Source organism: Streptomyces sp. NBC_01233 (assembly GCF_035989305.1).
Lineage (GTDB): Bacteria > Actinomycetota > Actinomycetes > Streptomycetales > Streptomycetaceae > Streptomyces.
The window spans coordinates 4510337-4534150 of the sequence record NZ_CP108514.1; the positions used below are offsets into that span (position 1 = coordinate 4510337).

19 protein-coding genes and 2 pseudogenes are annotated in these 23814 nt (G+C 70.7%); 12 read left to right on the forward strand and 9 right to left on the reverse strand.

The window, feature by feature from the left end; all coding sequences use genetic code 11:
- Positions 1-404: 404 nt before the first annotated feature.
- Both serS and OG332_RS21255 read left to right on the forward strand, forming a co-directional pair.
- On the forward strand, positions 405-1682 hold the full coding sequence (gene serS, locus OG332_RS21250; protein WP_327414958.1) for a serine--tRNA ligase: 1278 nt from the start codon (positions 405-407) through the stop codon (positions 1680-1682).
- Positions 1679-2491, forward strand: coding sequence for an HAD family hydrolase (locus OG332_RS21255; RefSeq protein ID WP_327414959.1), 813 nt, complete (start codon positions 1679-1681; stop codon positions 2489-2491). Before serS ends, OG332_RS21255 begins: the two co-directional genes overlap by 4 nt.
- 138 nt (positions 2492-2629) lie before the next feature.
- On the opposite strand, the gene OG332_RS21260 is transcribed toward OG332_RS21255, so the two are convergent.
- Positions 2630-3172, reverse strand: a complete 543-nt coding sequence (locus OG332_RS21260) for a hypothetical protein (RefSeq protein ID WP_327414960.1) — start codon at positions 3170-3172, stop codon at positions 2630-2632.
- Positions 3173-3334: 162 nt separating this feature from the next.
- Between OG332_RS21260 and OG332_RS21265 the strand changes: the two genes are divergently transcribed.
- Both OG332_RS21265 and OG332_RS21270 read left to right on the forward strand, forming a co-directional pair.
- On the forward strand, positions 3335-4324 hold the full coding sequence (locus tag OG332_RS21265; protein WP_327414961.1) for a sensor histidine kinase: 990 nt from the start codon (positions 3335-3337) through the stop codon (positions 4322-4324).
- Positions 4325-4334: 10 nt separating this feature from the next.
- Positions 4335-4976 carry a response regulator transcription factor gene (locus OG332_RS21270; RefSeq protein ID WP_327414962.1) on the forward strand — a complete coding sequence of 214 codons (642 nt, stop codon included), beginning with the start codon at positions 4335-4337 and terminating at the stop codon, positions 4974-4976.
- Positions 4977-4995: 19 nt separating this feature from the next.
- Here the strand turns inward: OG332_RS21270 and OG332_RS21275 are convergent.
- Positions 4996-5993 (reverse strand): annotated as a pseudogene (locus OG332_RS21275) (IS5 family transposase).
- A 108-nt stretch (positions 5994-6101) separates the two neighbouring features.
- The gene (locus tag OG332_RS21280; protein ID WP_327414963.1) at positions 6102-6752 is read right to left on the reverse strand and encodes a rhomboid-like protein; all 651 of its coding nucleotides are present in this window, start codon (positions 6750-6752) and stop codon (positions 6102-6104) included.
- 204 nt (positions 6753-6956) lie between these two features.
- On the opposite strand from OG332_RS21280, the pseudogene OG332_RS47860 reads away from it, so the two are divergent.
- Positions 6957-7178: pseudogene (locus OG332_RS47860) on the forward strand (transposase); the annotation flags it as partial.
- 82 nt (positions 7179-7260) lie between these two features.
- A complete protein-coding gene (locus tag OG332_RS21285; protein WP_327414964.1) occupies positions 7261-8157 on the forward strand; it encodes an IS3 family transposase in 897 nt (298 codons plus the stop codon).
- Here the strand turns inward: OG332_RS21285 and OG332_RS21290 are convergent.
- The 5 genes from OG332_RS21290 to OG332_RS21310 form a co-directional block, all read right to left on the reverse strand.
- A complete protein-coding gene (locus OG332_RS21290) occupies positions 8102-9328 on the reverse strand; it encodes an IS30 family transposase (protein ID WP_327419323.1) in 1227 nt (408 codons plus the stop codon). The two genes, OG332_RS21285 and OG332_RS21290, sit on opposite strands and share 56 nt — an antisense overlap.
- A gap of 287 nt (positions 9329-9615) precedes the next feature.
- The gene (locus OG332_RS21295; RefSeq protein ID WP_327414965.1) at positions 9616-10335 is read right to left on the reverse strand and encodes an ABC transporter permease; all 720 of its coding nucleotides are present in this window, start codon (positions 10333-10335) and stop codon (positions 9616-9618) included.
- Between the two features lie 15 nt (positions 10336-10350).
- A complete protein-coding gene (locus OG332_RS21300) occupies positions 10351-11262 on the reverse strand; it encodes an ABC transporter ATP-binding protein (RefSeq protein WP_327414966.1) in 912 nt (303 codons plus the stop codon).
- Positions 11259-12146: an ABC transporter permease gene (locus OG332_RS21305; RefSeq protein ID WP_327414967.1), complete on the reverse strand. Its 888-nt coding sequence runs from the start codon at positions 12144-12146 to the stop codon at positions 11259-11261. The genes OG332_RS21300 and OG332_RS21305 overlap by 4 nt, the downstream gene beginning before the upstream one ends.
- Entirely contained in the window at positions 12136-13125 is a 990-nt protein-coding gene (locus OG332_RS21310) for an ABC transporter ATP-binding protein (protein ID WP_327414968.1), read from the reverse strand. The genes OG332_RS21305 and OG332_RS21310 overlap by 11 nt, the downstream gene beginning before the upstream one ends.
- A 217-nt stretch (positions 13126-13342) precedes the next feature.
- Here OG332_RS21310 and OG332_RS21315 point away from each other — a divergent pair, with 217 nt between their 5' ends.
- The 3 genes from OG332_RS21315 to OG332_RS21325 all read left to right on the forward strand — a co-directional run bounded on the left by OG332_RS21315 (position 13343) and on the right by OG332_RS21325 (position 17130).
- Positions 13343-14212 carry a M24 family metallopeptidase gene (locus OG332_RS21315; protein WP_319725750.1) on the forward strand — a complete coding sequence of 290 codons (870 nt, stop codon included), beginning with the start codon at positions 13343-13345 and terminating at the stop codon, positions 14210-14212.
- A gap of 5 nt (positions 14213-14217) precedes the next feature.
- A complete protein-coding gene (locus OG332_RS21320; protein WP_327419324.1) occupies positions 14218-15999 on the forward strand; it encodes an SDR family oxidoreductase in 1782 nt (593 codons plus the stop codon).
- A 210-nt stretch (positions 16000-16209) separates the two neighbouring features.
- Positions 16210-17130 carry a MerR family transcriptional regulator gene (locus tag OG332_RS21325; RefSeq protein ID WP_327414969.1) on the forward strand — a complete coding sequence of 307 codons (921 nt, stop codon included), beginning with the start codon at positions 16210-16212 and terminating at the stop codon, positions 17128-17130.
- A 90-nt stretch (positions 17131-17220) separates the two neighbouring features.
- On the opposite strand, the gene OG332_RS21330 is transcribed toward OG332_RS21325, so the two are convergent.
- Positions 17221-18072, reverse strand: a complete 852-nt coding sequence (locus OG332_RS21330; protein WP_327414971.1) for an aquaporin — start codon at positions 18070-18072, stop codon at positions 17221-17223.
- Between the two features lie 131 nt (positions 18073-18203).
- On the opposite strand from OG332_RS21330, the gene OG332_RS21335 reads away from it, so the two are divergent.
- The 3 genes from OG332_RS21335 to OG332_RS21345 all read left to right on the forward strand — a co-directional run bounded on the left by OG332_RS21335 (position 18204) and on the right by OG332_RS21345 (position 23801).
- On the forward strand, positions 18204-18743 hold the full coding sequence (locus tag OG332_RS21335; RefSeq protein ID WP_327414972.1) for an RNA 2'-phosphotransferase: 540 nt from the start codon (positions 18204-18206) through the stop codon (positions 18741-18743).
- Between the two features lie 166 nt (positions 18744-18909).
- Positions 18910-20766, forward strand: coding sequence for an HSP90 family protein (locus OG332_RS21340; RefSeq protein ID WP_327414973.1), 1857 nt, complete (start codon positions 18910-18912; stop codon positions 20764-20766).
- Positions 20763-23801 (forward strand): tetratricopeptide repeat protein, encoded by a 3039-nt coding sequence (locus OG332_RS21345; protein ID WP_327414975.1) that lies wholly within the window; start codon positions 20763-20765, stop codon positions 23799-23801. The genes OG332_RS21340 and OG332_RS21345 overlap by 4 nt, the downstream gene beginning before the upstream one ends.
- Positions 23802-23814 lie beyond the last annotated feature (13 nt).

The window sequence follows — 23814 nt, forward strand, 5'->3', positions numbered from 1 at the left end:
GGGAGGTGAACGGTGTCACCCCCGTATCACCGATCAACTCTTTGGGGCGAGCCATTCCCACCCGAATGAGTGTGTGAGGGTGGTTTGAACCCTGATTCGCCTCGGCCATCCACCGATCAGGAATGATCTATTCCTGTATCCACAGATGCAGCACACAGCCTGTGGATAAGATGCGGGCCGCTGCAATTCCTGTGGACAAGAACAGCCTCCGGCCCTGCTCAGGGCCCGCCCGGCCGTCGGCATTGTGCCCCTTTTCGGGGAATGGGGCGGGTTTTATTGACGATCCAAGAAGGGTCACTTCCGGTCACCGATCAAGACTTATCCATTCGTTGCAATTAGGACATAGCGACACGCAGCGTGATATCGGTGTGACCCCAGGAAGCCCAGCCCGGTAGCCTGGAGGGGTGATTGACCTCCGGCTGCTCCGTGAAGACCCTGACCGTGTCCGCGCCTCACAGCGCGCCCGTGGAGAGGACGTCGACCTCGTCGACGCACTGCTCTCCGCCGATGAGCGCCGCAGGTCCTCAGGCATGCGCTTCGACGAACTGCGCAATGAGCAGAAGTCCCTCGGCAAGCTCATTCCGAAGGCCTCCCCGGAGGAGCGGGCCGAGCTGCTGAAGAAGGCCGAGCAGCTCAAGCAGGACGTCAAGGCCGCCGAGGCCGAGCAGAACGAGGCCGACGAGGCCGCCAAGCAGCTCCTCCTGCAGCTCGGCAACATCGTCCACGAGGACGTCCCGGTCGGCGGCGAGGAGGACTTCACCGTCCTGGAGACGCACGGCACCATCCGCGACTTCGCCGCCGAGGGCTTCGAGCCCAAGGACCACCTGGAGCTCGGCGAATCGCTCGGCGCCATCGACGTCGAGCGCGGTGCCAAGGTCTCGGGCTCGCGCTTCTACTACCTGACCGGTGTGGGCGCCCTGCTGGAGCTGGCGCTGGTCAACGCGGCCATCGCGCAGGCCACCGAGGCCGGCTTCATCCCGATGCTGACCCCCGCGCTGGTCCGCCCGCGCGCGATGGAGGGCACCGGCTTCCTCGGCCAGGCCGCGGAGAACGTCTACCACCTGGAGAAGGACGACTACTACCTCGTCGGCACCTCCGAGGTCCCGCTCGCCGCGTACCACATGGACGAGATCATCGACGCCGACAAGCTGCCGCTGCGGTACGCCGGCTTCTCGCCGTGCTTCCGCCGCGAGGCCGGTACGTACGGCAAGGACACCCGCGGCATCTTCCGCGTCCACCAGTTCGACAAGGTCGAGATGTTCTCGTACGTCGCACCGGAGGAGGCCGAGGCCGAGCACCAGCGGCTCCTGGAGTGGGAGAAGCAGTGGCTGACCAGCCTGGAGCTGCCGTTCCAGGTGATCGACGTCGCCACCGGTGACCTGGGTGCCTCCGCCTCGCGCAAGTTCGACTGCGAGGCGTGGATCCCGACCCAGGGCAAGTACCGCGAGCTGACCTCCGCCTCGAACTGCAACAGCTTCCAGGCCCGCCGTCTGTCGATCCGCTACCGCGACGGCAAGAAGACGCAGCCGCTGTCCACGCTGAACGGCACCCTGTGCGCCGTTCCGCGCACGATCGTCGCGATCCTCGAGAACCACCAGCAGGCCGACGGTTCGGTACGGGTGCCCCAGGCGCTCCGTCCCTACCTCGGCGGCCGCGAGGTCCTGGAGCCGATCAAAAAGTGAGCCCGGCCCCGTTCCCGTACAAGCTCGTCGCCACCGATCTCGACGGCACGCTGCTGCGTGGTGACGACACCGTCTCGGAACGTACCCGTGCAGCGCTCGTCGCGGCCACCGCGGCGGGCGCGGCGCACATCATCGTCACCGGCCGTGCCGTGCCGTGGACCCGGCACGTGCTGGACGATCTCGGCTACAAGGGGATCGCCGTCTGCGGGCAGGGCGCGCAGGTCTACGACGCGGGTGCGCACCGGCTGCTGACCTCGGTGACGCTGGACCGGCAGCTGGCCGGTCTGGCGCTGTCGAAGCTGGAGGCCGAGATCGGTCCGCTGGCCCTGGCGGCCAGCCGGGACGGGGTGGACGGCGAGGTCCTGTTCGGGCCCGGGTACCAGGTGCAGGAGGGCCTCCCGGCCATCTACCTGGAGGACACCGCCGCGGTGTGGACGGCTCCTCTGAACAAGCTCTACATCCAGCACCGGGAGCTCGACGACGACGCGCTCGTCAAGACGGCCCGGGAGACCGTCGGCAGCCTGGTCGACATCGTCATGGCGGGTCCGGGCATCGTCGAGATACTGCCGCTCGGCCTGACCAAGGCCACCGGCCTGTCGCTGGCCGCGCGCCGGCTGAAGGTGAAGGCGGCGGAGACGATCGCCTTCGGTGACATGCCCAACGACATCCCGATGTTCGGCTGGGCCGCGCACGGGGTGGCGATGGCCAATGCCCACGCGGAGCTCAAGGCGGTGGCAGACGAGGTGACGACCTCCAACGAGGAGGACGGCATCGCGGTGGTGCTGGAGCGTCTGCTGGGCGCCGCGTAGCCGGTACGGACGTACGAGAGGTCCGGGACAGCCCGCGCCGTGAGGCGCGCTCGAAGTGGCTGTCCCGGACCTTTTGTTGCTCCCCGCACGACTCACTGTGCCCCGGGCGGAAGTCCCGTACCAGTGAATTTCCGTGCATCAGCCGTGAATCCGGCGGCGCCGCCAGTAGGCGACGGTGAGGACGCCCAGCAGCGGACCCCAGAGCAGTAGGGGCACGTAGGACAGGTTGAAGATCCACAGGGCCGGCCCGGTGGGCGCGTCGGGATTCGCGGCGTTGACCTCGTTCCAGGTCGAGGCACCGAGGACCGTGATGCCGGTGAGCGCGATCGCGCCCAGCGCCGCGGGAACCACCGCCACCAGGGGATGGAACCGGCGTCCGCCCGCCCACGGGATCCAGCGGGGCAGCTCCTCGCCCCAGCGCTGGACCAGCCCGAGGCTCAGCAGGCCCAGGAACTCCTGCAAGACAGTGACGAAGATCAGCACCAGGGATTCCCGGCCCGGGTAGTACGCGTGGTGCAGATCGCTGCCCGGGCCCCAGCCCATGGGCACGCCGGCCGCGACCACGAGCCGCCAGACGCAGCTCGGGAGCACCGTCAGCGAGGCGAGTCCGGCGAGCCGGCGAACCCGGGGCGAGACTCCCGGCACGGTGTCCGAAGGGTGTACGGCGGCGTTGGCGGTCATGGTCCAAGTCCTGTCGGGGAGGGGATGGTTGATGACTCAAGCCTCGTCGGCCGAGGCCTTCGCGACCATCCGCCGATCAGCAGGTCGGCGGCCCGGCCCGGTCGGCGCGTCTGTGCCGATCGGCAGATGGCCGGACAGCGGGTGCGCTCGTAGGGTCGGCTCATGACCGCCAACCTCCGTGCCACGTATGCCCCGTTGCTGACCGCGGCCGCGATGGTCGGCATCGTCGCCGCCGTCCTGCGGGTGCCCCCGACATGGCTGCTGCTCTGGGAGGGTCCTCTGCTTCTCCTGCTGGCTCTGGTGGCCCGCTGGTCTCCGGTGCGCTCCGCGGCCGTCGCGGGCGCCCTCGGCATGGCGGCCGTCGCGCTGTGGCCCGTCCCCCTGGTGTGGGAGAGCGGATCGTGGCTGGAAGCCTGCGGGGCGGCGGCGTTCTGGGCACTGCCCGCCTTCGGGGCGGTGCTGGCCGGCGGCTACCTGCGCCGCCAGGCGGGCCTGATGCGGCAGGCCGTACGGGACGCGCGGCGCGATCAGCAGGTGGAACTGGCCCGGGATCTGCACGACTTCGTGGCGCACGACGTGAGCGCCATCGTGGTGCAGGCCCAGGCGGCCCGGTTCGTGGCGGCGCAGGACCCCGGCCAGGCGGTCCGCGCGCTGGAGCGGATCGAGACGGCGGGGCTGAGTGCGCTCGCCTCGATGGACCGGACGGTGCACGCGCTGCAGGAGGCCGCGGGCGGGCCGACGACCCCGGTTCCGGGCCTGGCCCGACTGCCGGAGCTGGTGGACCGGTTCGAGGGTGGGGCACTGGACGCGGACCCGGAGGCCGTACGGGAGCTGTCGCGGGAGGCGGACACCACGGCGTACCGGGTGGCCGTCGAGGCGCTGACGAACGTACGCCGGCACGCGCCCGGAGCTGCCGTGGTGCAGGTCGCCGTACGCCGGGCCGGGGCGGGCATAGAGCTCAGCGTGGTCAATTCCGCGGCGCCCCGGGGCTCGGGCGGGCTGCTGACCCGCCGGAGGCGGGGCGGCACCGGGCTGGCCGGCCTGTGCGGGCGTGTGGAAGCGGCGGGCGGACACCTGTGGGCCGGGGCGGACGCGGACGGCGGGTGGCGGGTTCGCGCCGTCTTCCCGGCGGAGGGGCAGCCTCCCGGGTGATCATGGCGGCGTGACCACACGCATCCTGATAGCCGATGACCAAGAGGACATTCGCAGCGGTTTCCGGCTGATCCTCGATTCACAGCCGGACATGACCGTCGTGGGGGAGGCGGCGGACGGGGAGCGCGCGGTGGCGCTGGCCCGGGAACTGCGGCCCGACGTGGTGCTGGCGGACATCCGGATGCCACGGCTGGACGGGCTGGAGGTGACCCGGCTGCTGGCCCCCGAGACCCGGGTGGTGGTGACCACCTTCGACCTGGACGAGTACGTGCACACCGCCCTGCGCAACGGGGCCTGCGGCTTCCTGCTCAAGCGGTCCGGGCCGGCCCTGCTGATCGAGGGGATCCGGGCGGCGATGGCCGGGGACACGCTGATCAGTCCCCAGATCACGGTGCGGCTGCTGAGCCGGCTGACGGAGGCGGATCCCGTCGCCCGCCGCGCGCCGCATCCACTGACGGAACGGGAGCTGGACATCGTGCGCCTGGTGGCACGGGGGCTGACCAACGCCGAGATCGGGGCGGAACTGTTCATCAGCGCGGGGACGGCCAAAACCCACATCGCGAACATCCAGGCCAAGGTCGGGGCCAGGAACCGGGTGGGGATCGCCGCGTGGGCGTGGGAGCACGGCGTGGCGAAAGCGGAGACCGACTAGGGCCTGTTCTGAGTTGAGATCACGGGAGGGCTGGCAGGCTGCGTAACCAGAGGATGGATCCGCGCAGGTGGAGCCCGGCGGCATAGCTCTCAGGTGTCTTGTCGTAGCGGGTGGCCAGCCCCCGCCATTCCTTGAACTTGTTGATGGCGCGCTCGACGGTGTTGCGATCTTTGTAGAGCGTGCCGTCGTGGCTGACCGGGCGGCCGCCGGAGCGTCCCTTCTTCTTGCGATTGGCAGCCTGGTCGGCCTTTTCCGGGATCACCGCCTTGATGTTGCGTCTGCGCAGGTGGGCGCGGTTGGCTCGGGAGGAGTACGCCTTGTCGCCGGCCACTGCGTCCGGCCGGGTCCTGGGGCGGCCGATCCGGCCGCGCACCTTGATCTTCTTGAGGACAGGGATGAAGTGCGGGCTGTCCGCGGCCTGCCCGGGGGTAAGGATGATGGACAGCGGGCGGCAGCGCCGCTCGACGGCAAGGTGGATCTTGCTGGTGAGCCCGCCCCGGGAGCGGCCCAGTTCGGCGGCCCGCAGTCGGGCCCTGCGGCGCCGGCGCACGGCTCGGCGCTGTTCCCGCTCGGGGTCCTCCCTGTCCGCGGATCCCTCGCCTACGGGGTCGTTTTGTCCCTTTGTTGCAGCCCCTTTTCCTCCGCCACGGCCTTCTCCAGATCCTCAAGGAGCTCCGGGGCGACCGCCATGCCCGCCGCGTGGTGATGCGCCCGAGCAACGGTCGAGTCCACGCTCACCAGGCTGAGATCGACATCGTCGCGAGCCTCCGCCTCGGCGATCATCGCGTCCATGAGGGTCTGGAAGACCTCGTCACGCGCCCACATCCGGAACCGGTCGTAGATCGTCGACCAGGAGCCGTAGCTCTCCGGCACATCCCGCCAGGGACTGCCGGTCCGGAACCTCCACATCACCGCGCTGAAGTAGCGGCGCAGGTCAGGGATCGGTCCGAACGCCCCCAGCGGCAGGTGCGGCTCGATCAACTCCCACTCGGCATCGGTCAGATCATCACGAGTCATGCGACCGGTCTACCCCGGCCAGCACCCTCCTGAAGCGAGAATGACCGATCCCGTGATCTCAACTCAGAACAGGCCCTAGTCACGTTTCACGTGAAACACGACCTCGTTTCACGAAAAAGGAGGTCGTGTTTCACGTGAAACATCGTGGCGGGTGAGCGGCCAGGCGAGCAGTCCGACAGATAGCGCGATGGCGTGGCCAAGATCGGTGAACGTACCGCCGGTGGCGAGGGGGAGCCCGAAGAAGGCGACTGCTCCGGCCAGGTAGAGCCATCGCCAGGGGCCGGGGAGCCGGTAGGTGAGGACACCGACGGCAGCCGCGAGACCGTAGCTGACGCCGATGTCGACGACATGGGTCATGCTGCGCGGGGCTCGGTGGTCCTCGATGGCCATCAGCAGGATCCTCTGGCTGACCAGGGTGGCGATGATATGGGCGCTCGCCACGATCAGGAGCCAGCGCTGCGTGCCGAGCCAGCGTTCGACGGGCGCGTAGAAGAGCTCGAAGAGAACGGCGTAGAGGGCGAGCGAGGCCGGGTTCTCGATCCAGAACGCGCTGCTGAGGAGCGCCCGTACGGGGTGTTGGACGAGCTGATGGATGTTGCTGCTGTTGCGGTGGAGCAGAACGTGCTCGACCCGGTCGGGCGCGATCACGACGACGATGCTGGTGACGGCGATGATCAGCAGCCAGATGTGCGTCCCGGGTGAGGAGCGTATCCAGGACCGCAGGGGCCTGGACGGCTCCGGCTCGGTGTGCTCGATCATGCACTGATGATGACCCGCAAAGCTGTGCCCCGCCTGGCCGGTGGGCGGATTCTTGGGGTCCTCGCAACACCTGACGGTCTACGTGCTCGTCAGTAGATCACGCAGGCGCTCGGCTGGGGTTTTCCAGCCGAGCGTTTTGAAGCTTCCCCTTGATCGTGGACACCTGGAGACTGGGATCTGAGGTTCCAGAGGAAGTAGTGCCAGGTGGGAAGCAAGTACACGAAGCGGTACTCGGACGAGTACAAGCGGGACGCGATCGAGCTCGTGCGGTCGTCGGGCCGGACGGTGACCGAGGTCGCCCGGGAACTCGGGATCAGCTCGGAGTCCCTGCGGGGCTGGGTGAAGAAGGCCCGGGCCGCCCAGGACAACGGATCGGGACCCGGCGCCGTGCGGGCCGCCGACGACCGGGACGAGGAACTGAAGCGGCTGCGGAAGCTGACCGTAGAGCAGGCGAAGACGATCGAGATCCTGAAAAAGCGACCGCCTTCTTCGCGAAGGAGAGCGACCGGTGAGCACGATATGCCGGTTCATCCACGCGGAGAAGGCGAACTACACGATCGTGCTGCTGTGCACGGTGATGAAGACCGCCCGGTCCACGTACTACGCGTGGGTGGCCGGAGCCGAGGCCCGCGAAGCCAGGCAACGGGCGGATGAGACCCTGGCACACGAGATCACGGTGATCTACATCGCCTCCCGGCGGAACTACGGCGTCCCGCGCGTCACCGCCGAACTGCGCCGGCAGGGCCGGGTGGTCAACCGTAAGCGGGTGGCACGGGTCATGCGGGAGAACGGCATCGCCGGGAACAGCCGGCGCACCGGACGCCGCGGCCTGACCAAGGCCGACACCAAGGCCGCCCCGTCGCCGGACCTGATCGGCCGGGACTTCACCGCCATCCGTCCCGGAACGAAAATCGTCGGGGACATCACCTACATCCCCACCGCCGAGGGCTGGCTCTACCTCGCCTCGTGGCTGGACCTGGCCACGCGCGAGGTGATCGGGTACTCGATGGCCGACCACCACCGCGCCGACCTCGTCGTCGACGCGCTGGACATGGCAGCCGCGCTGGGCCGCCTGGAACCCGGCTGTGTGATCCACAGTGACCGCGGATCGGAATACACCTCCGGTCAACTCCGCACAAAAATCAGCAAGTTGGGGCACCGGCAAAGTATGGGCCGGACCGGGAGCTGCTTCGATAACGCCGCCGCGGAGAGCTTCTGGGCCGTCCTGAAAGAAGAGATCGGCACCCGCTTCTGGCCCGACCGGGCCACCGCCCGCGCCGACATCTTCGACTTCATCGAGACCTTCTACAACAGACGCCGCCTACGCAAGCACATCCACTGGGGCTACCTCACACCCCACGAAACCCGCCTGCGATACCGGCAAGACCAGGCCCTCGCAGCGTAACAACACCGTGTCCAAGATCACGGGGAAACTTCATTTTGCGGGGCCGGCCGTTGAGTTGCTGGGCGACGTGTTCGAGGTCTTCGGGGCTGTGCACGGACAGGTCGGTGCTCTTGGGGAAGTACTGCCGTAGCAGGCCGTTGGTGTTCTCGTTCGATCCGCGCTGCCAGGGTGAGTGCGGGTCGCAGAAGTAGACCGGCACGCCTGTGGCCACGGTGAACTGCTTGTGCGCGGCCATCTCGCAGCCCTGGTCCCAGGTCAGCGAGCCGCGCAGGTGCCCGGGCAGGGTCTGGATCAAGGGCACCAGCACGTCGCGGACCTCCTCGGCCGTATGCCCGCCGGGCAGATGCCCCAGCATGACGTAGCGGGTGGAGCGCTCGACCAGGGTGACGATCGCGCTCTCGCTGCGGGGGCCGACGATCAGATCGCCCTCCCAGTGACCGGGCACTGCCCGGTCCTCGACCTCGGCAGGACGCTCGGAGATCATCACCATCTCGTCGACGAACCGGCGCGTGCGCTGGTCCGGGCTGCGGTGCGGCTTGCGGCGAGTGCGCCCGGTGCGCAGCGCGGCCGCGACTTCGCGGCGCAGTCCGCCACGGGCCTGGACGTAGACCGCCTGGTAGATCGTTTCCGGGCTCACGCGCATGCTCTCGTCGTCGGGGAACTCGATGACCAGAGCGTGGCAGATCTGCTCGGGTGACCACTGTTCCTGCAGCTTTTCCGCGACGAACCGGCGGAGCGGGCCGTCCTGGGCGAGCTTGGAGTCCTTGGGGCGCGACCGGCTCCTCGCCCATGCCCGCTGGGCCCGGTGCGGCCGGTAGACGCCATCGACCGACCGGGCGTCGATCTCGCGCTTGATCGTGGACGCCGGTCGGCCCAGTGCCCGTCCGATCGCGCGCAGCGACCGGCCTTCACGGTGCAGATCAGCGATCAGCTCTCGCTCGGTCACCGTGAGAAACCTGGGGTGCAGTTCGGCCTCGACCGTTGCGAGGGACGACCTTGAAGAGGTGGCGGCGATGGTGGTCACACCGGTCTTGTAGTCGATGCGGCGCCCGTCAGGATGCAGGCGCGAGTGGCCGATCTGCCGGATACCGCGGTCCCAGTCCTCAGCGGTGCGCTCATGGACGCCGGCCTGCGCGGCGGCATCACGGCGCCGGACTCCCGCAGCACGCAGCCGCTCGTACTCCGCCCGACCGGGGTGGCCGGGCCTGCGAGGCTTGCCGCGACCACGGACTCCGGCCCGGCGTGCCCACCCGAACGCCGTGTTGCGGTTCACTCCGACTGCACGAGCCGCAGCAGTGATGCTGCCGTTCTCCCTGTCCAGCGCCTCGAAGAACCTCGCCTTCAGCACCTCGAAATCCACGATCCCCGCAACTCCCTGAACTCCAGGGTGTTGCGTGGATCATTAGAACCCGCCGGTGGGCCGGGCGGGGCACTGTTTCGCAGGCGCTGCGGCGGGACTTACTCTTCGCCGGCCAGGGTGAGGCGGCGCAGCTTCTGGCCCGCGTAGACGGTGGCGCCGACGGTGACCACGGTCAGCAGGATCGCGGCGGTGGGAAGGCCCACGGTGGCGTCGACGTACCCGTTCCCGGCGACCTTCTCGGCAAGGGCCAGGGCCCACTGCTGGACGCTGAGGGTCTTGGCTCCGGAGACCAGGCTGCCGAAGAGCGACTCCCAGATCAGGGCGTAGACCAGACCGAAGACGACCGCGTGCCGGCTGATGGTGCCGAGCAGCAGGAACAGCGCGCTGTAGGCGATCGAGGCCACGAGGGCGGCGATCGTGTAGGCGACGGCGATCTGCTGGCCGTTGCCGTTGAGGATGAACCCGGCGATCAGGGTCGGGATCGCGGAGAAGGCCATGGTGACGGCGATCGCCACGATCAGCTTGGTCATGATGATCGTCGGGCGCTTCAGCGGCTTGGAGAGCAGGTAGACGATCGAGCCGTCGTCGATCTCCGGGCCGATGGCACCGGTGCCGGCGATGACACCGATCAGCGGAACCATGGTGGCGAGGGCGAAGCCCCCGAGGAGGTCCGCGGCGACCTTGTCGTCCACACCCGCGAAGGCGCGGACGGCGAGGGCGATGACGATCAGCAGGGCGGGCAGCGCGAAGAGGATCAGCGCGCGCCGCCGGCCGAGCAGGGCCCGGTAGGTAAGCCGGGCAACGGTGGGGTCGTACATGGGTGCCAGCTCCTTTCAGGCCGAGACGAGGTAGGAGAAGACCGACTCGAGGGACTCGTCGGAGGGCGAGACCGTCAGCAGCCGGATGTCGTGCGCGCGGGCCACGCGGGGCAGCAGCTCCGTGAAGCGGCCGAAGTCGACGGCCTGGATGCGCAGCGCGCCTTCCTTCAGGTCGACCTCGATACCGGCCGTGGAGGGGTCGGCGATCAGCGCCGCGGCGAGAGCCCGGTCGTCGGAGGAACGGACGAGGTAGCGGTGCGGGCGGTCCGTCATCAGGCGCCGGATCTTGCGGAAGTCGCCGGAAGCGGCGTGCCGGCCCGCGACGACCACCTCGATGTGCGAGGCGAGCTGCTCGACCTCCTCCAGGATGTGGGAGGAGAACAGGACGGTGCGTCCCTCGTCGCCCATGCGTCGCAGCAGGTCCATCAGCTGCATGCGCTGGCGCGGGTCCATCCCGTTGAACGGCTCGTCCAGGAGCAGTACGGACGGGTTGTGGACGAGGGCGGACGCCATCTTCACGCGCTGGCGCATGCCCTTGGAGTAGGTGGAGATCTTGCGGTCCTGGGCGTACTCCATCTCGACGGTGGCGAGCGCCCGCTGGGCGTCCGCGTCGTCGAGGCCGTGCAGCTCGGCGTTGGCGACGACGAACTCCCGGCCGGTGAGGAAGTCGTACATCGCCTCGCGCTCGGGCACGACGCCGACCTGCTTGTAGATCTGCTCGTTGCGCCAGATCGGAGCGCCGTCGAGGGTGACGGTGCCCGTGGAGGGGGCCAGGAAGCCGCCCATCATGTTGATGAGCGTGGACTTGCCCGCGCCGTTGGGGCCCAGCAGCCCGGTGACGCCGGGGCCGATGCGCATCGTCACGTCGTTGACGGCGACGACGTTGCCGAACCAGCGCGAGGCGTGGTCGATGTCGATGGTGGTCACAGCCCGGCCTTCCGGTAGCGGGCCATCAGGGCGGCGTAGGAGCCGGCGATGAGGCCGAGGACGACGAGCAGGTAGACGAAGCCGGTGCCCGCGGCGGGGCCCTCGCCGCCGGGGAAGGCGGAGGTCGCGCCCAGGAACGCGGTCTGCACGCCGTCGATCAGGGTGATCGGGGAGAACAGGCCCATCCAGTCGATGGCTGCGGCGTTCCCGGTGTTGTAGGCGATCCCCTGCACTGCGGTCACCGCGCCGTAGGGGATCAGCAGTACGGCGATGATCGCGGCGACGCCGAACCCGCGGCGCGGGGTGAGGGCGGCCATGACCAGGCCGAGCCCGGAGAAGAGCAGCGAAAGCAACAGAACCGACACGAGTCCCTGCCCGAATCCCTTGGTCTGGTGGGCGAAGTCGAACTTCGCCAGGAGCGACCCGATCCACATGATCAGCAGCGGGGTCGCGGTCAGGATGAACAGCGCAGATGCCATGGCCGCGTACTTGGCCACGACGTAGTCGACGCGTTCGATGGGCCGCGAGAAGTAGAGCGGCACCGTCTTGAAGCGCAGGTCCCGGGAGACGGACTGAGGCGCCTGCGACGCGAGGTAGAGGCCGATGATCACCTGGGTCGTCAGGGCGTACGTCGTGTACTTGATCGGCAGGTCGGTGGAGCCGGGCACCGCGATGGCCACTGCGACGATGATCAGCGCGGGGACGCACATCACCGCGAAGAGGAGCATCGGCAGGACCTTGGACTTGGCGGAGCGGCCGAGTCCGTAGGCGCCGCGCAGGGACTGCGAGAACAGCGACTTGCGGGCGTAGGCACGGCCGAGCCGGGGTCCGTCGTAGGACCGGTAGCCGATGTTGTGGATCTGGGTCGACGTCTCAGGCGCCATCGGAACCGGCTCCCTTCTGCTGGACGGAGTACGCGGGCTGGTCGCTGTCGCGGAAGACCTCCGCGATGTGGTGGCGGCGCTGCTCCATGCGGACCAGGCCGATACCCAGCTCGGCGACCGTGTCGCGGACGGTGTCGTAGGTGTGCTCGCCGGAAGCCTCGACGAGGAGGATGTGGCCGGCGCCGGGCAGGCCCTGCTCGCTGCCCTCGTGCAGGGAGACGCCTGCCTCGGTGAGCGCCTTGCGCAGGGCGGCGGTGCCGTCCGGGTGGGTGTCCGAGTCGGTGACCTCGACCGCAAGGGTCGTGGTGATCTGGGTGAAGTCGCTGGTGGAGCTGGAACGCAGCAGCTTGCCGCCGTCGACCACCACCACGTGGTCGCAGGTCCGCTCCAGCTCACCGAGGAGGTGGGAGGTGACCAGGACGGAGATGCCGAAGTCCGTGTAGACGCGGCGGATCAGGCCGAGCATCTCGTCTCGCCCGACCGGGTCCAGGCCGTTGGTCGGCTCGTCGAGGAGCACCAGCTGGGGGTCGTGGACGAGGGCCTGGGCGAGCTTGACGCGCTGCTTCATGCCGGTGGAGTAGCCGCCGATGGGGCGGTAGCGCTCCTCGTACAGCCCGACGTGGCGCAGGGTGTCGGCCGTGCGCTCGCGGGCCGCGGTGGGCGGCAGCCCGGACATGCGGGCCATGTGGACGACGAACTCGGTGGCCGAGACGTCGGGTGGCAGGCAGTCGTGCTCGGGCATGTAGCCGACGCGTTCACGGATGGCACTGCCATGCGTTTTGACGTCGAGGCCGAGCACGGCGGCGCTGCCCTCGGTGGCGGGGGACAGTCCCAGCAGAATTTTGATCAGCGTGGACTTGCCGGCTCCATTGGCACCCACGAGGCCGGTCACACCAGGCCCGATGTCCAGGGAGAGCCGGTCGAGGGCGGTCACTCGGGGGTACCGCTTGCTCAGGCTTTCGGTCGCGATGACAGTCACGGGTTCGACGTTAGTGGCGGAGCTCTCGCGAAGCGTCAGACCTTGAGTGGCATCCCGTCTCCGCCTTGAGTCGTACGTACCCGTACTGAAGGCTGATGTGGACCGGACAACTTTATCCACAGGTCCGTGCACGGGCCTTGACGTGATCTCCAGTCATTGTCACATTCATCAGTGTCAAGTTACGGGCGCGTACGGCTAGACGGATGGACGGGCTGACATGGCTGGGGACACCAAGCAACGCACCGCGCGACTCTCCGGACGACTCTCCGCCGATCTGGGCGGGTTCAGAGAGGTGCAGCGCCTCTCGTACGAGTGCGCCGAAGCCGTCGCGGCCCAGCTGCGGCCCGGCGTAACCGAGCGCGAGGCGGCGCGCATGCAGCGCCAGTGGTTGCGCGATCGCGGCGTGCGGGACTGGTTCCACCTGCCCTTCGCCTGGTTCGGGGACCGCACCGCCTTCGCGAACTTCAAGATCCCGCTGCAGTTCTTCCCGACCAACCGGAAGCTGGAGCCGGGGATGCCGTTCATCCTCGACATGGCACCGGTCTTCAAGGGCTACGCGGCCGACATCGGGTATTCGGGGAGCCTCGGGCTCAATCCGGTGCAGGACCGGCTCATGTCCGACCTCCAGGCCCACCGTGTACTGATCCTGGAGCAGGTGCGGGAGCGCCGCTCCCTGCGCGAGATCTACGAGAACGTCGAGCGGCTGATGACCCGGCAGGGGTACGCCAACCGGCACCGGGCCTATCCGTTCGGCGTGATCGCGCACAAGATCGACCGGGTCAAGGAGCGGCGCTGGTCGCCGACCGCCTTCGGGTTCGGCACCCAGTCCCTCAAGGGCCTGGCCGGTGACGCCCTGCACGGGCACCGTGAGGGCTGGTCCCCGCTGTGGAGCCCGTACCACTTCTCCGACCACCCGCCGCAGCCCGGACTGTGGGCGGTGGAGCCGCATCTGGGGTTCCGGGGCACCGGCGCGAAGTTCGAGGAGATCCTGGTCGTCACCGACTCCCGGGATCCCGAGGAGAGCGCGTTCTGGCTGGACGACGACCTGCCGCACGTGCGGCGCTGGGCCGAGGAGAAGGCAGCATGAGCGACATGAGCGGAGCAGGAGTGGCAGGGCTTGCGGGTGCCCGCGAGCGCCGGGTGAGCACCGGCGGGGTCGAGCTGTCCGTCGTCGAGATCGGCGAGGCGGACCGCCCGACCGTGCTGCTGGTACACGGCTACCCGGACAGCAAGGAGGTCTGGTCGGAGGTCGCCGAGCGGCTCGCTGCCCGTTTCCACGTGGTGCTCTACGACGTACGCGGCCACGGGCGCTCCACCGCGCCGCAGCCGCTGCGCGGCGGCTTCACCCTGGAGAAGCTGACCGACGACTTCCTGGCGGTGGCGGACGCGGTCAGCCCGGACCGGCCCGTGCACCTGGTCGGCCACGACTGGGGCTCCGTACAGGGCTGGGAGTTCGCGACGGTCGGCCGCACCGAGGGCCGGATCGCCTCCTTCACCTCGATGTCGGGGCCTTCCCTCGACCACTTCGGCCACTGGATCAAGAAGCGGATGGCGCGGCCCACCCCGCGCGCCGCCGCGCAGCTCCTCGGCCAGGGCGCCAAGTCCTGGTACGTCTACATGCTGCACACCCCCGTGCTCCCGGAGCTCGCCTGGCGCGGGCCGCTGGGCAGGCGGTGGCCGTCGATCCTCCAGCGCGTCGAGAACGTTCCGGCAGGCTCGTACCCGACGGCGTCGCTGCCCTCGGACGCGGCGCACGGCGCCTGGCTCTACCGCGACAACGTGCGGTCCCGGCTGCGCCGGCCGCGCACCGACGCGTACGCCCACGCACCCGTACAGCTGATCACCCCGACCGGGGACTCCTTCCTGTCCGAGCGGCTCTACGACGGCCTGGAGCACTGGGCCCCGGACCTGCTGCGGCGCACCCTGCCCGCCAAGCACTGGGTGCCCCGAACCCGGCCGGACCAGCTGGCCGCCTGGATCACCGAGTTCGTCAACGCCCGGGAGGAACCGGCCACCCGGGCACCGGAGCGCAAGGCCCCGGGCCGGTACGCCGACCGGTTCGGCGGCCAGCTGGTCCTGGTCACCGGCGCGGCCAGCGGCATCGGGCGGGCCACCGCCTTCGCGTTCGCCGAGGCCGGGGCCCGGGTGGTGGCCGTCGACCGCGACGCCGAAGGCGCGGCGCGCACGGCCGACATGGCCCGCCTCGTGGGCGCCGCGGAGGCCTGGGCCGAGTGTGTGGACGTCAGCGACGAGCAGGCGATGGAGAAGCTCGCGGCGAAGGTCGCCGCCGAGTACGGGATCGTGGACGTCCTGGTCAACAACGCCGGGATCGGCCTGTCCGGAGCCTTCCTCGACACCACGGCCGAAGACTGGAAGAAGGTCCTGGACGTCAATCTGTGGGGGGTCATCCACGGCTGCCGGATCTTCGGCAGGCAGATGGCCGAGCGCGGCCAGGGCGGACACATCGTCAACACCGCCTCCGCCGCGGCCTACCTGCCCTCCAGGACCCTGCCCGCCTACAGCACCTCGAAGGCCGCGGTGCTGATGCTGTCGGAGTGCCTGCGCGCGGAACTGGCGTCGAAGTCGATCGGCGTCTCCGCGATCTGCCCCGGCATCGTCAACACCAACATCACCGCCACCTCGCGCTTCGCCGGGGTGGACGAGGCCGAGGAGAAGCGCCGCCAGGAACGCTCCTCGCGGCTGTACGGGCTGCGCAACTTCCCGCCGGAGAAGGTCGCCGACGCCATCCTGCGCGCCGTGGTCCGCAACGAGGCCGTCGTCCCGGTCACGCCCGAGTCCAAGGGCGCCCTGTGGATGTCCCGCTACGCCCCGCGCGCCCTGCGGCGCATCGCACGGCTGGAGCCCAGGCTGTGAGCGCGGGCTCGTACCCGATCGCCCCGCTCCGGGGCGTGGCGACCATGTGGAGAGAGCCCGGCACGGCCATATCCCCCTACTTCCGGCGGTCGTACCATCCCTCGCAGGAGGGCTCGCTGCGCAGGGCGGTCGAGTACCTTGCGGCTTCATCTGCCGTCCGGGCCCCGGTGGGCGCGGTCGGCCGAGCCGCGATGTCGTAGGGAGCCGGGATTGTCCGATCAGGCGGTAGCCGAGTACCGGATCGAGGATCTGGCGCACCACAGCGGGGCGACGGTGCGCACGATCCGGGCGTACCAGGACCGCGGGCTGCTGCCCAAGCCGGAGCGGCGCGGCCGTTCCAACGTCTACCGGGACACGCATCTGGCGCGGCTGCGCCAGATCGCGGACCTGCTGGACCGCGGCTACACCCTGGCCTCCATCAAGGAGTTGCTGGAGGCCTGGGACGCGGGACGCGGACTGGGCGGCGTACTGGGGCTGGTCGCCGAGGTGCACGGGCCCTGGACCGACGAGGAGGCCGCGCGGATCAGCCGGGAGGAGCTGAACAAACGGTTCGGCGGCCGGCCGGACGACGAAGCGGTGGACGAGGCGTGCGAGCTGGGGGTCCTGGAGCGGATCCCGGGGCGCCCGGACCAGTTCCTGGTGCCCTCCCCCCAGGAGCTGGCGGTGGCCGCCGAGCTGTACGCGGCCGGGGTGCCGCTGCCGGCGATCACCGGGCACCTGCGGGAACTGCGCGGGCAGGTGGAGCACATCGCCTCGCGGTTCCTGGAGTTCACCACCGAGCACGTCTTCGCGCGCTACCTCGGGCAGGTGCCGCCCACGGATGCCGACGCGGCGGAGGCGGCGACGATGGTGCGGCGGCTGCGCCCGCTGGCCCAGCAGACCGTGGACGCGGAGCTGGCGCGGGCGATGCGGCTCTTCGCGACCCGACACCTGCAGCGGCACCTGGGGGCGGCGGGAACGCCCCAGCCGTCGGGTGCCTCGCCGGTGGCACTGCCGGCCGGGACGGTACGGGCGGTGCAGGACCTGGTGGGCCCCGACCACGTGGCGGAGTTCGTCCGGGCCGCAACGGAGCGGGAGCTGCAGGCCCGGACCATGAACGATCTGGCGCGCCGGGCGGAGCCCGGCCGGTAGTCCACAGGGCGGATCACGCGTTTGCCGTCAAAACCCACCCAAACGGCTGTGGACAAGTCCCCTTTCCCTGTGGGCAACTGAGGCGGCGTCTCAGCCGACGGGCTCGTACGCCGCCTTATCGGGGCTCGCGCCGTCCCCCGGCCCGGTCTCGGAAAGGGACGTCGGCACGACCCTCTCGACCGGCACCGCCACCGGCACCGGTACCGGCACCGCCACCGGCTTGGCGGTCCGCGAGGCACCGGCCCCCGCCCCGGTCCCCTTCCCCCTCCCGTACAGCAGGGCGGCCAGACCCAGCCCGAGGATCCCGCCGGCCAGCTGGGCCGCGACGAATCCGGGCAGCGACTCGGGGGCTATGCCGGTGAAGGAATCGCTGAAGCTGCGCCCGATGGTGCCGGCCGGGTTGGCGAAGGAGCCGGAGGAGGTGAACCAGATCGCGGCGGCGATGTACGCCGCGACCGCGGCCGGGATGAGCCGGGGGCGCCCGATCCGCCCGAGGCCCTGGATCACGAGGACGAGACCGGCGGTGGCGACCACCTCTCCGATGAGCAGGTGCCCGCCGTCGCGCACCTGGGTGGAGAAGGTGCCCGGGGTGCGGCCGAACATGGCCTCCGCGAGCAGGGCGCCGCCGATCGCGCCTGCGGTCTGGGCCACGGTGTAGACGAACGCCTCCTTGCCGCCGAGCCCCTCGCCGCCGGTGCGCCGGGCCCACCAGGAGGTGAGGGTGACCACCGGGTTGAGGTGGGCTCCGGACAGCGGCCCGAAGAGGGTGATGATCAGGCCGAGGCCGATGGCCGAGGCGAGCGAGTTGGCGATGAGGGCGACACCGGTGTCGCGGCTGAGCTCGGCGGCCTGGAGTCCGGAGCCGATCACGACCACGAGCAGGCCCGCGGTTCCGATCAGCTCGGCAGCCGCACGGCGTGACAGAGAGGCATGGGCTGTCATGGTTTCTCCCCTGGGCAGAAGTGACAGCGGAAAATATATTCCGCATACTGGAAGAACGATAGGGAGTGTCCACCACGGGGCTCCCCCGAAAATCCCTGCCGGAAGACCGCACGAGCGGGCACGCTGGGGCCATGGATGAAAGACGCACCGTGAAGGTGTCGAAGTACGTCTCGAAACACCTGCGACACCAGCCGGAACGGATCGGACTGGTGCTCGACCCCCAAGGCTGGGTGGAGATCGACGACCTGCTGCGGGCGGCCGCCGCCCACGGATTCCACTTCACCCGCGCCGAGCTCGACCACGTCGTCGCCGCCAACGACAAGCAGCGGTTCGCCGTCGACGGCACCCGGATCCGGGCGAACCAGGGGCACACCGTCGCCGTGGACCTGGACCTCCCGGAGGCCGAACCGCCCGCATACCTCTACCACGGCACCGTGGCCGCCGCCCTGGACTCGATCCGCGCCGAGGGCCTGCGCCCGATGGCCCGCCACCACGTGCACCTGTCCCCGGACCGGGAGACCGCGACCCGGGTCGGCGCGCGGCGCGGCCGGCCCGTCGTGCTCGCCGTGGACGCCGGTGCGATGCGCGCGGCCGGGCACGTCTTCCGGATCAGCGCCAACGGGGTGTGGCTGGCGGACGCCGTGCCACCGCAGTTCCTGCGCTTCCCATAGTGCTTTCAGCATCGTTTCCGGGGGCGCTTCCAGGAGCGCTTCCAGCGCGGGAATTCACGCAGAGATTGTCGGACCATCCCCCTAATGTGTGTCCCACTCCGGGATCCGTGAGGGGGGCACCTCGCGATCACCGAACCATCCCTGCATGTACGCGAGGTGACGCCCTATGACGTCCGCACCCCACAATTTCCAGGTCGATCTGCGCGGTCTGGTGGATCTCCTCTCCCACCACCTGTACTCCAGCCCGCGCGTCTACGTCCGCGAGCTCCTCCAGAACGCGGTGGACGCCGTCACCGCCCGCCACGCCCTCGACCCCGACGCCGAGGTCCGCATCCGACTGTCGGCGTCCGGCGGCCGCGTGACCATCGAGGACAGCGGAATCGGCCTGACCGCCGACGAGGCCCACTCCCTGCTCGCCACCATCGGCCGCAGCTCCAAGCGCGGCGGCGACGGCTCCATCGCCGCGCACGGCCTGGAGGCAACCCGCCGGGAATTCCTCGGCCAGTTCGGCATCGGACTGCTCGCCTGCTTCGTCGTGGCCCGCCAGATCCGCGTCGTCACCCGCTCCGCCCGCGACCCCGATGCCGCGCCCGTCGAATGGCTCGCCACCGACGACGGTTCGTACACCGTCCGCGAACTGCCCCACGAGGCGCGCCTGGCGCCCGGCACCACCGTCGTCCTCGAAGCACGCCCGGGCGCCGCGGAATGGACCGTCCCGGCCACGGTCGAACAACTGGCCCGCGACTACGGCTCCCTGCTGCCGTACGCCATCACCTTCGACGACGGCGAGGGCGGCGAACCCCGCCCCGTCACCGACAGGCCCGCCGTCTGGGACCGGCCGTTCCCCACCCCCGCCGCCCGCCGCGTCGCGCTCGCCGGGCACTGCGCGGAGCTCTTCGGCTTCACCCCGCTCGACAGCATCGACCTCGACCTGCCGGTCGCCGGCGTACGCGGGGTGGCGTACGTCCTTCCCGAGCCGACCAGCCCCGCCCACCGGGCCGGACACCGCGTCCACCTCAAGGGCATGCTGCTGACCGACCGGGCCGACAACCTGCTGCCGGACTGGGCCTTCTTCGTCCGCGCCGTCCTCGACACGGACACCCTGCGGCCCACCGCCTCCCGGGAGAACCTCTACGACGACGAGACCCTGGCCGCCGTACGGGAGGCCCTCGGCGCCCGCGTCCGCGGCTGGCTCGCCGAGCTCGCGGCGAGCGACCCGGAGCGCCTGGCCGCCTTCCTGCACGTCCACCACCTCGGTGTGAAGTCCATGGCCCGGTACGACTCCGAACTGCTCGGGCTGATGCTGCCGTGGCTGCCCTTCGAGACCAGCGACGGTTCGATGAGCCTGCAGGAGTTCGCGGCCGCCCACACGGACATCCACTTCACGCGCACCGTCGAGGAGTTCCGCCAGATCGCACCGATCGCCGCGGCCCACGGGCTCGGCGTCATCAACGCCGGCTACACCTACGACGCGGACCTGCTGGCCCTGCTGCCCGCCGTACGGCCCGAGCTCAAGGTCACCGAGCTGGACGCCGGAGCCGTCACCGAGCGGCTGGACCCGGTGCCGACCTCCGCCGAACTGGAGCTCGCCGCCTTCCTGGCCACCGCGCGCACCCGCCTGGAACCGCAGGGCTGCGACGTGGTGCTGCGCGCCTTCCAGCCCGTCGCCGTCCCCGCGCTCTACCTCGACGACCGCCAGGCCCGCCAGGAGCGCGACCGCACCGCCGCACTGGAGAGCGCCGACTCCCTGTGGAGCGGCATCCTCGGCGCGCTGCGGGGCTCGGCGCCGCGCGCCCGGCTGGTCCTCAACCACAACAATCCGCTGATCCGGCGGATCGCCGCCCTTCCCGACGAGGCGCTGACCGGGACCGCCGTCGAATCGCTGTACGGGCAGGCCCTGCTGATGTCGCAGCGGCCGCTGCGCCCCGCCGACTCCACCCTGCTCAACCGGGCCTTCCTCGGCCTCCTGGAATGGGCGACGCACTCCACCGATGCCCGCGATGCCCAGGAGGACCAGAAGTGACGACGCTGACGCGCGAGGAGATCGTGCGGGGTCTGGCGGAAAACCGCGAAGCGCCGAACGGCGCCGCGCGCAACGCGCACGCCGAGGCCCTGGCCGGTGCGGCGGAGACGAACGGCGACCGCGCGCTGTTCCGTGAAGCCCTCGACAACCTGATCACCGCGTATCTCTACAGCTCCGAGTCGTCGAAGATGCTGGTGCCCTTCGCGCGGCTCCTCCAGGAGTACGACAAGGACCCGGGCGCCTTCTCCGAATGGGACGCCCACTCGCTGTTCTGGCAGTTCAAGTGGGTGGCCTCGGCCATCTCCGACTCCCCCGGGATCCCGCTGGAATCGGCCGCCGGCTGGCTGGACGAGATGGAGCGCCGCTACCGGATCGCGGGCTACAGCGAGCGGCCCGTCCGCGAGGCCGAGCTGTGGCTCGCCCATGTGACCGGCGAGGACGAGCGCGCCGAGCGGGCCTTCCGGCGCTGGCTGGCCGCGGAGCGCGACGACATGAGCGACTGCCAGGCCTGCGAGCTCAACGGCCAGGGCCAGTACGCCGTCGTGCAGGGCGACGACGCGGAGGCACTGGAGCTGTGGAAGCCGGTGCTCACGGGTGAGCTGGTCTGCGCCGAAGAGCCGCACCGCGTCCTGGCCACGTCGCTCCTGCCGCTGCTGCGGCTCGGCCGGGCCGACGAGGCGCGCTCGAACCACCTGCGCGGCTACCGCATGGCCCGCGGCAACGAGAGCCTGCTGCCGTCGGTCGGCAGGCACATCGAGTTCTGCGCGCTCACCGGCAACGAGTCACGCGGTCTGGAGATCCTGGCCGAGCACGCCGCCCATGTGGCGCCGCTCGCCAACCTCGACGACCGGCTGTCCTTCCACGGCGGCATCCTCGTGCTGCTGCGCCGTCTGGAGGAGCTGGGGCACGGCCGGAGCCCGGCCGTCCCCTACGAGGGAACCCCGCGTACGGTCTCCGAGCTGTACGAGGTGCTCCACGCGGGCTGCCTCGACATCGCCCGGCAGTTCGACGCGCGCAACCGCACCACCCGGGTCTCGGACCGGTTCCTCGCGCGGGTGGGCCGGGAGCCGCTGGTGGGCACCCTGCCACTGGGAGTGCGCAGTGCGGAACTGCCCCGGACCGACGCGGCCCGTGCCGCTGCCACCACCGCCTCTGCCTCCGCCGTCCCCACGCCGGTCGTGGCGCCCACCGGGTTCACGGAGCTCGTGGAGCGGGCCCGCGGCGCCCGCGACATGGGCCATCCGGGCGCGGACGCGCTGTGGGCCGAAGTGGCCGCACGGGTGGACGCGCAACCGGATCCCGATCCGCTGGTCCGCACCGACCTCGCGGACCAGCAGGCCCTGGCCGCCGCGCGGCGCGGGGCCGAGGAGGCCCCGCAGCTCCTGGCCGCGGTCCGCGACGGCTACCGGGCCCTGGGCCGGGCGGAGCGCGCGGCGCTCGCCGAGCTGCGGCTGGCCAGCGTGGCCGCGCAGTCGGGGGCCGCGCCCGCGCAGATCCGGGACCTGCTGCGGATCGCCCTGCGGTCCGCCGAGGCACTGGACGCCGCCGAACCGTTGCGGGTCCGGCGGATCGCGCTCGCGGAACTGTCGGCGATCCGCGTGGAGTCCTACCTGCGCTCGGTCGAGGCGGCCGGCCCGGACGACCACCACCAGGACCACCACCACGGCGGGGACCAGGAGCACGCCCACGGCGAGCTCGCCGCCGAGTTGACCGCTTTCATCTCCGCCTACGAGGACGGTGCGGCGGACCTGGTCGCGGAAGCCGAGGAGATGCTGGGCCGGGTGGCCCTCGCACAGGGCGACACGGAGCGGGCCGTGCCGCTGCTCGCGACGTCCGCCGCGCGGGCGGTCGCAGCCGGCCGGCCGTGGCAGGCCGTGGACCCGCTGGTGCTGCGGGCCGGGGTGCTGACGTCCCTGGACCGGCCCGAGGAGGCGGAGGAGGCCGCGCGAGCCGGGCTGGAGCACGCAGCCGAGCTGACCGACGCCGAGGCCCAGGGCGTCGTACGGCTGACCCTCGCGGACATCCTGCTGCGGCGGGGCGACACGGCGCAGGAGGCCGCTGCGCTCGCGCTGGCGGGAGCCCACTGGTTCGACCGGGCCGGTCTCACCGCGGACGGCGGGGCGCAGGCCCGGCTGCTGCTGGCCCGGGCCTACGCGCGGGAGGAAAGGGCCGCCGAGGCCGCGGAGGTCCTGCAATCGGCACTGCCGGATCTGCTGGAGCACGGCGACCAGCAGGCGGTGTTCGTACGGGAGTTCCTGGGCGACCTGCTGCGCCGGCTGAACGAGCCGCGGCCGGCCGCGGAGCAGTACCTGCTGGCGGCGGAGGTGACCAAGGGCTGGGAGGATCCGCGCCCGCAGGCGAGCCTCGCGCAGTCGGCCGCCGACACCCTGTCCGACGCGGGGCTGGCCGCGGAGGCGGTCGCCGCCTACGAACGGGCCCTGGAGCTGCACCGGCTGACGGGCGAGGCCCCGGTCGCCGAGGTGCGGGTGCTGCGCTCCCTGGCCTGGCTGGGTCTGCGCGAGGAGGTCACGGCCACGGCGGTGGAGCGGGCCCGGGGCCGGATGGCAGAGGCCGCCGAGGTCCTGGAGGCCGCCTTGGCCGCGGATCCCGGAGCCCCTGAGCTGCGCTCCGAACTCGCCCAGACCTGGCACCAGCTGGCGCAGGTGCTCGACCGGCACGTCAGCACGAACGGGGAGACGGCCGAGGACGGGGCCCCTGCCGACGCCGGCCCGGCCGAGGCGCCGGCGGACCGGCTGAGCCACGCCGAGGCCGATGCGCTTCGCCTGGAGGAGATCGAGCTGTGGGACCGGGCCGCCCGGGCCTACGCCGCGCTCGGCCCCGACCACCTCCGGGACCGGTTCCAGTGCCTGAACAACGCGGCCTGGACGGAACACGAGCGGGGCGACGCGAAAGCGGGCGCCGCGCGTGTCTCCACGCTGGTCGACGAGGCCCGGGCGCTGCCCGAGAGCGAGCTGCCCGACTGGCTCCTGCCCTCCGCGGAGCGCCTCCTCGCACAGCTGAACGACGGCGCGTAGGGCGTGGGTCGTG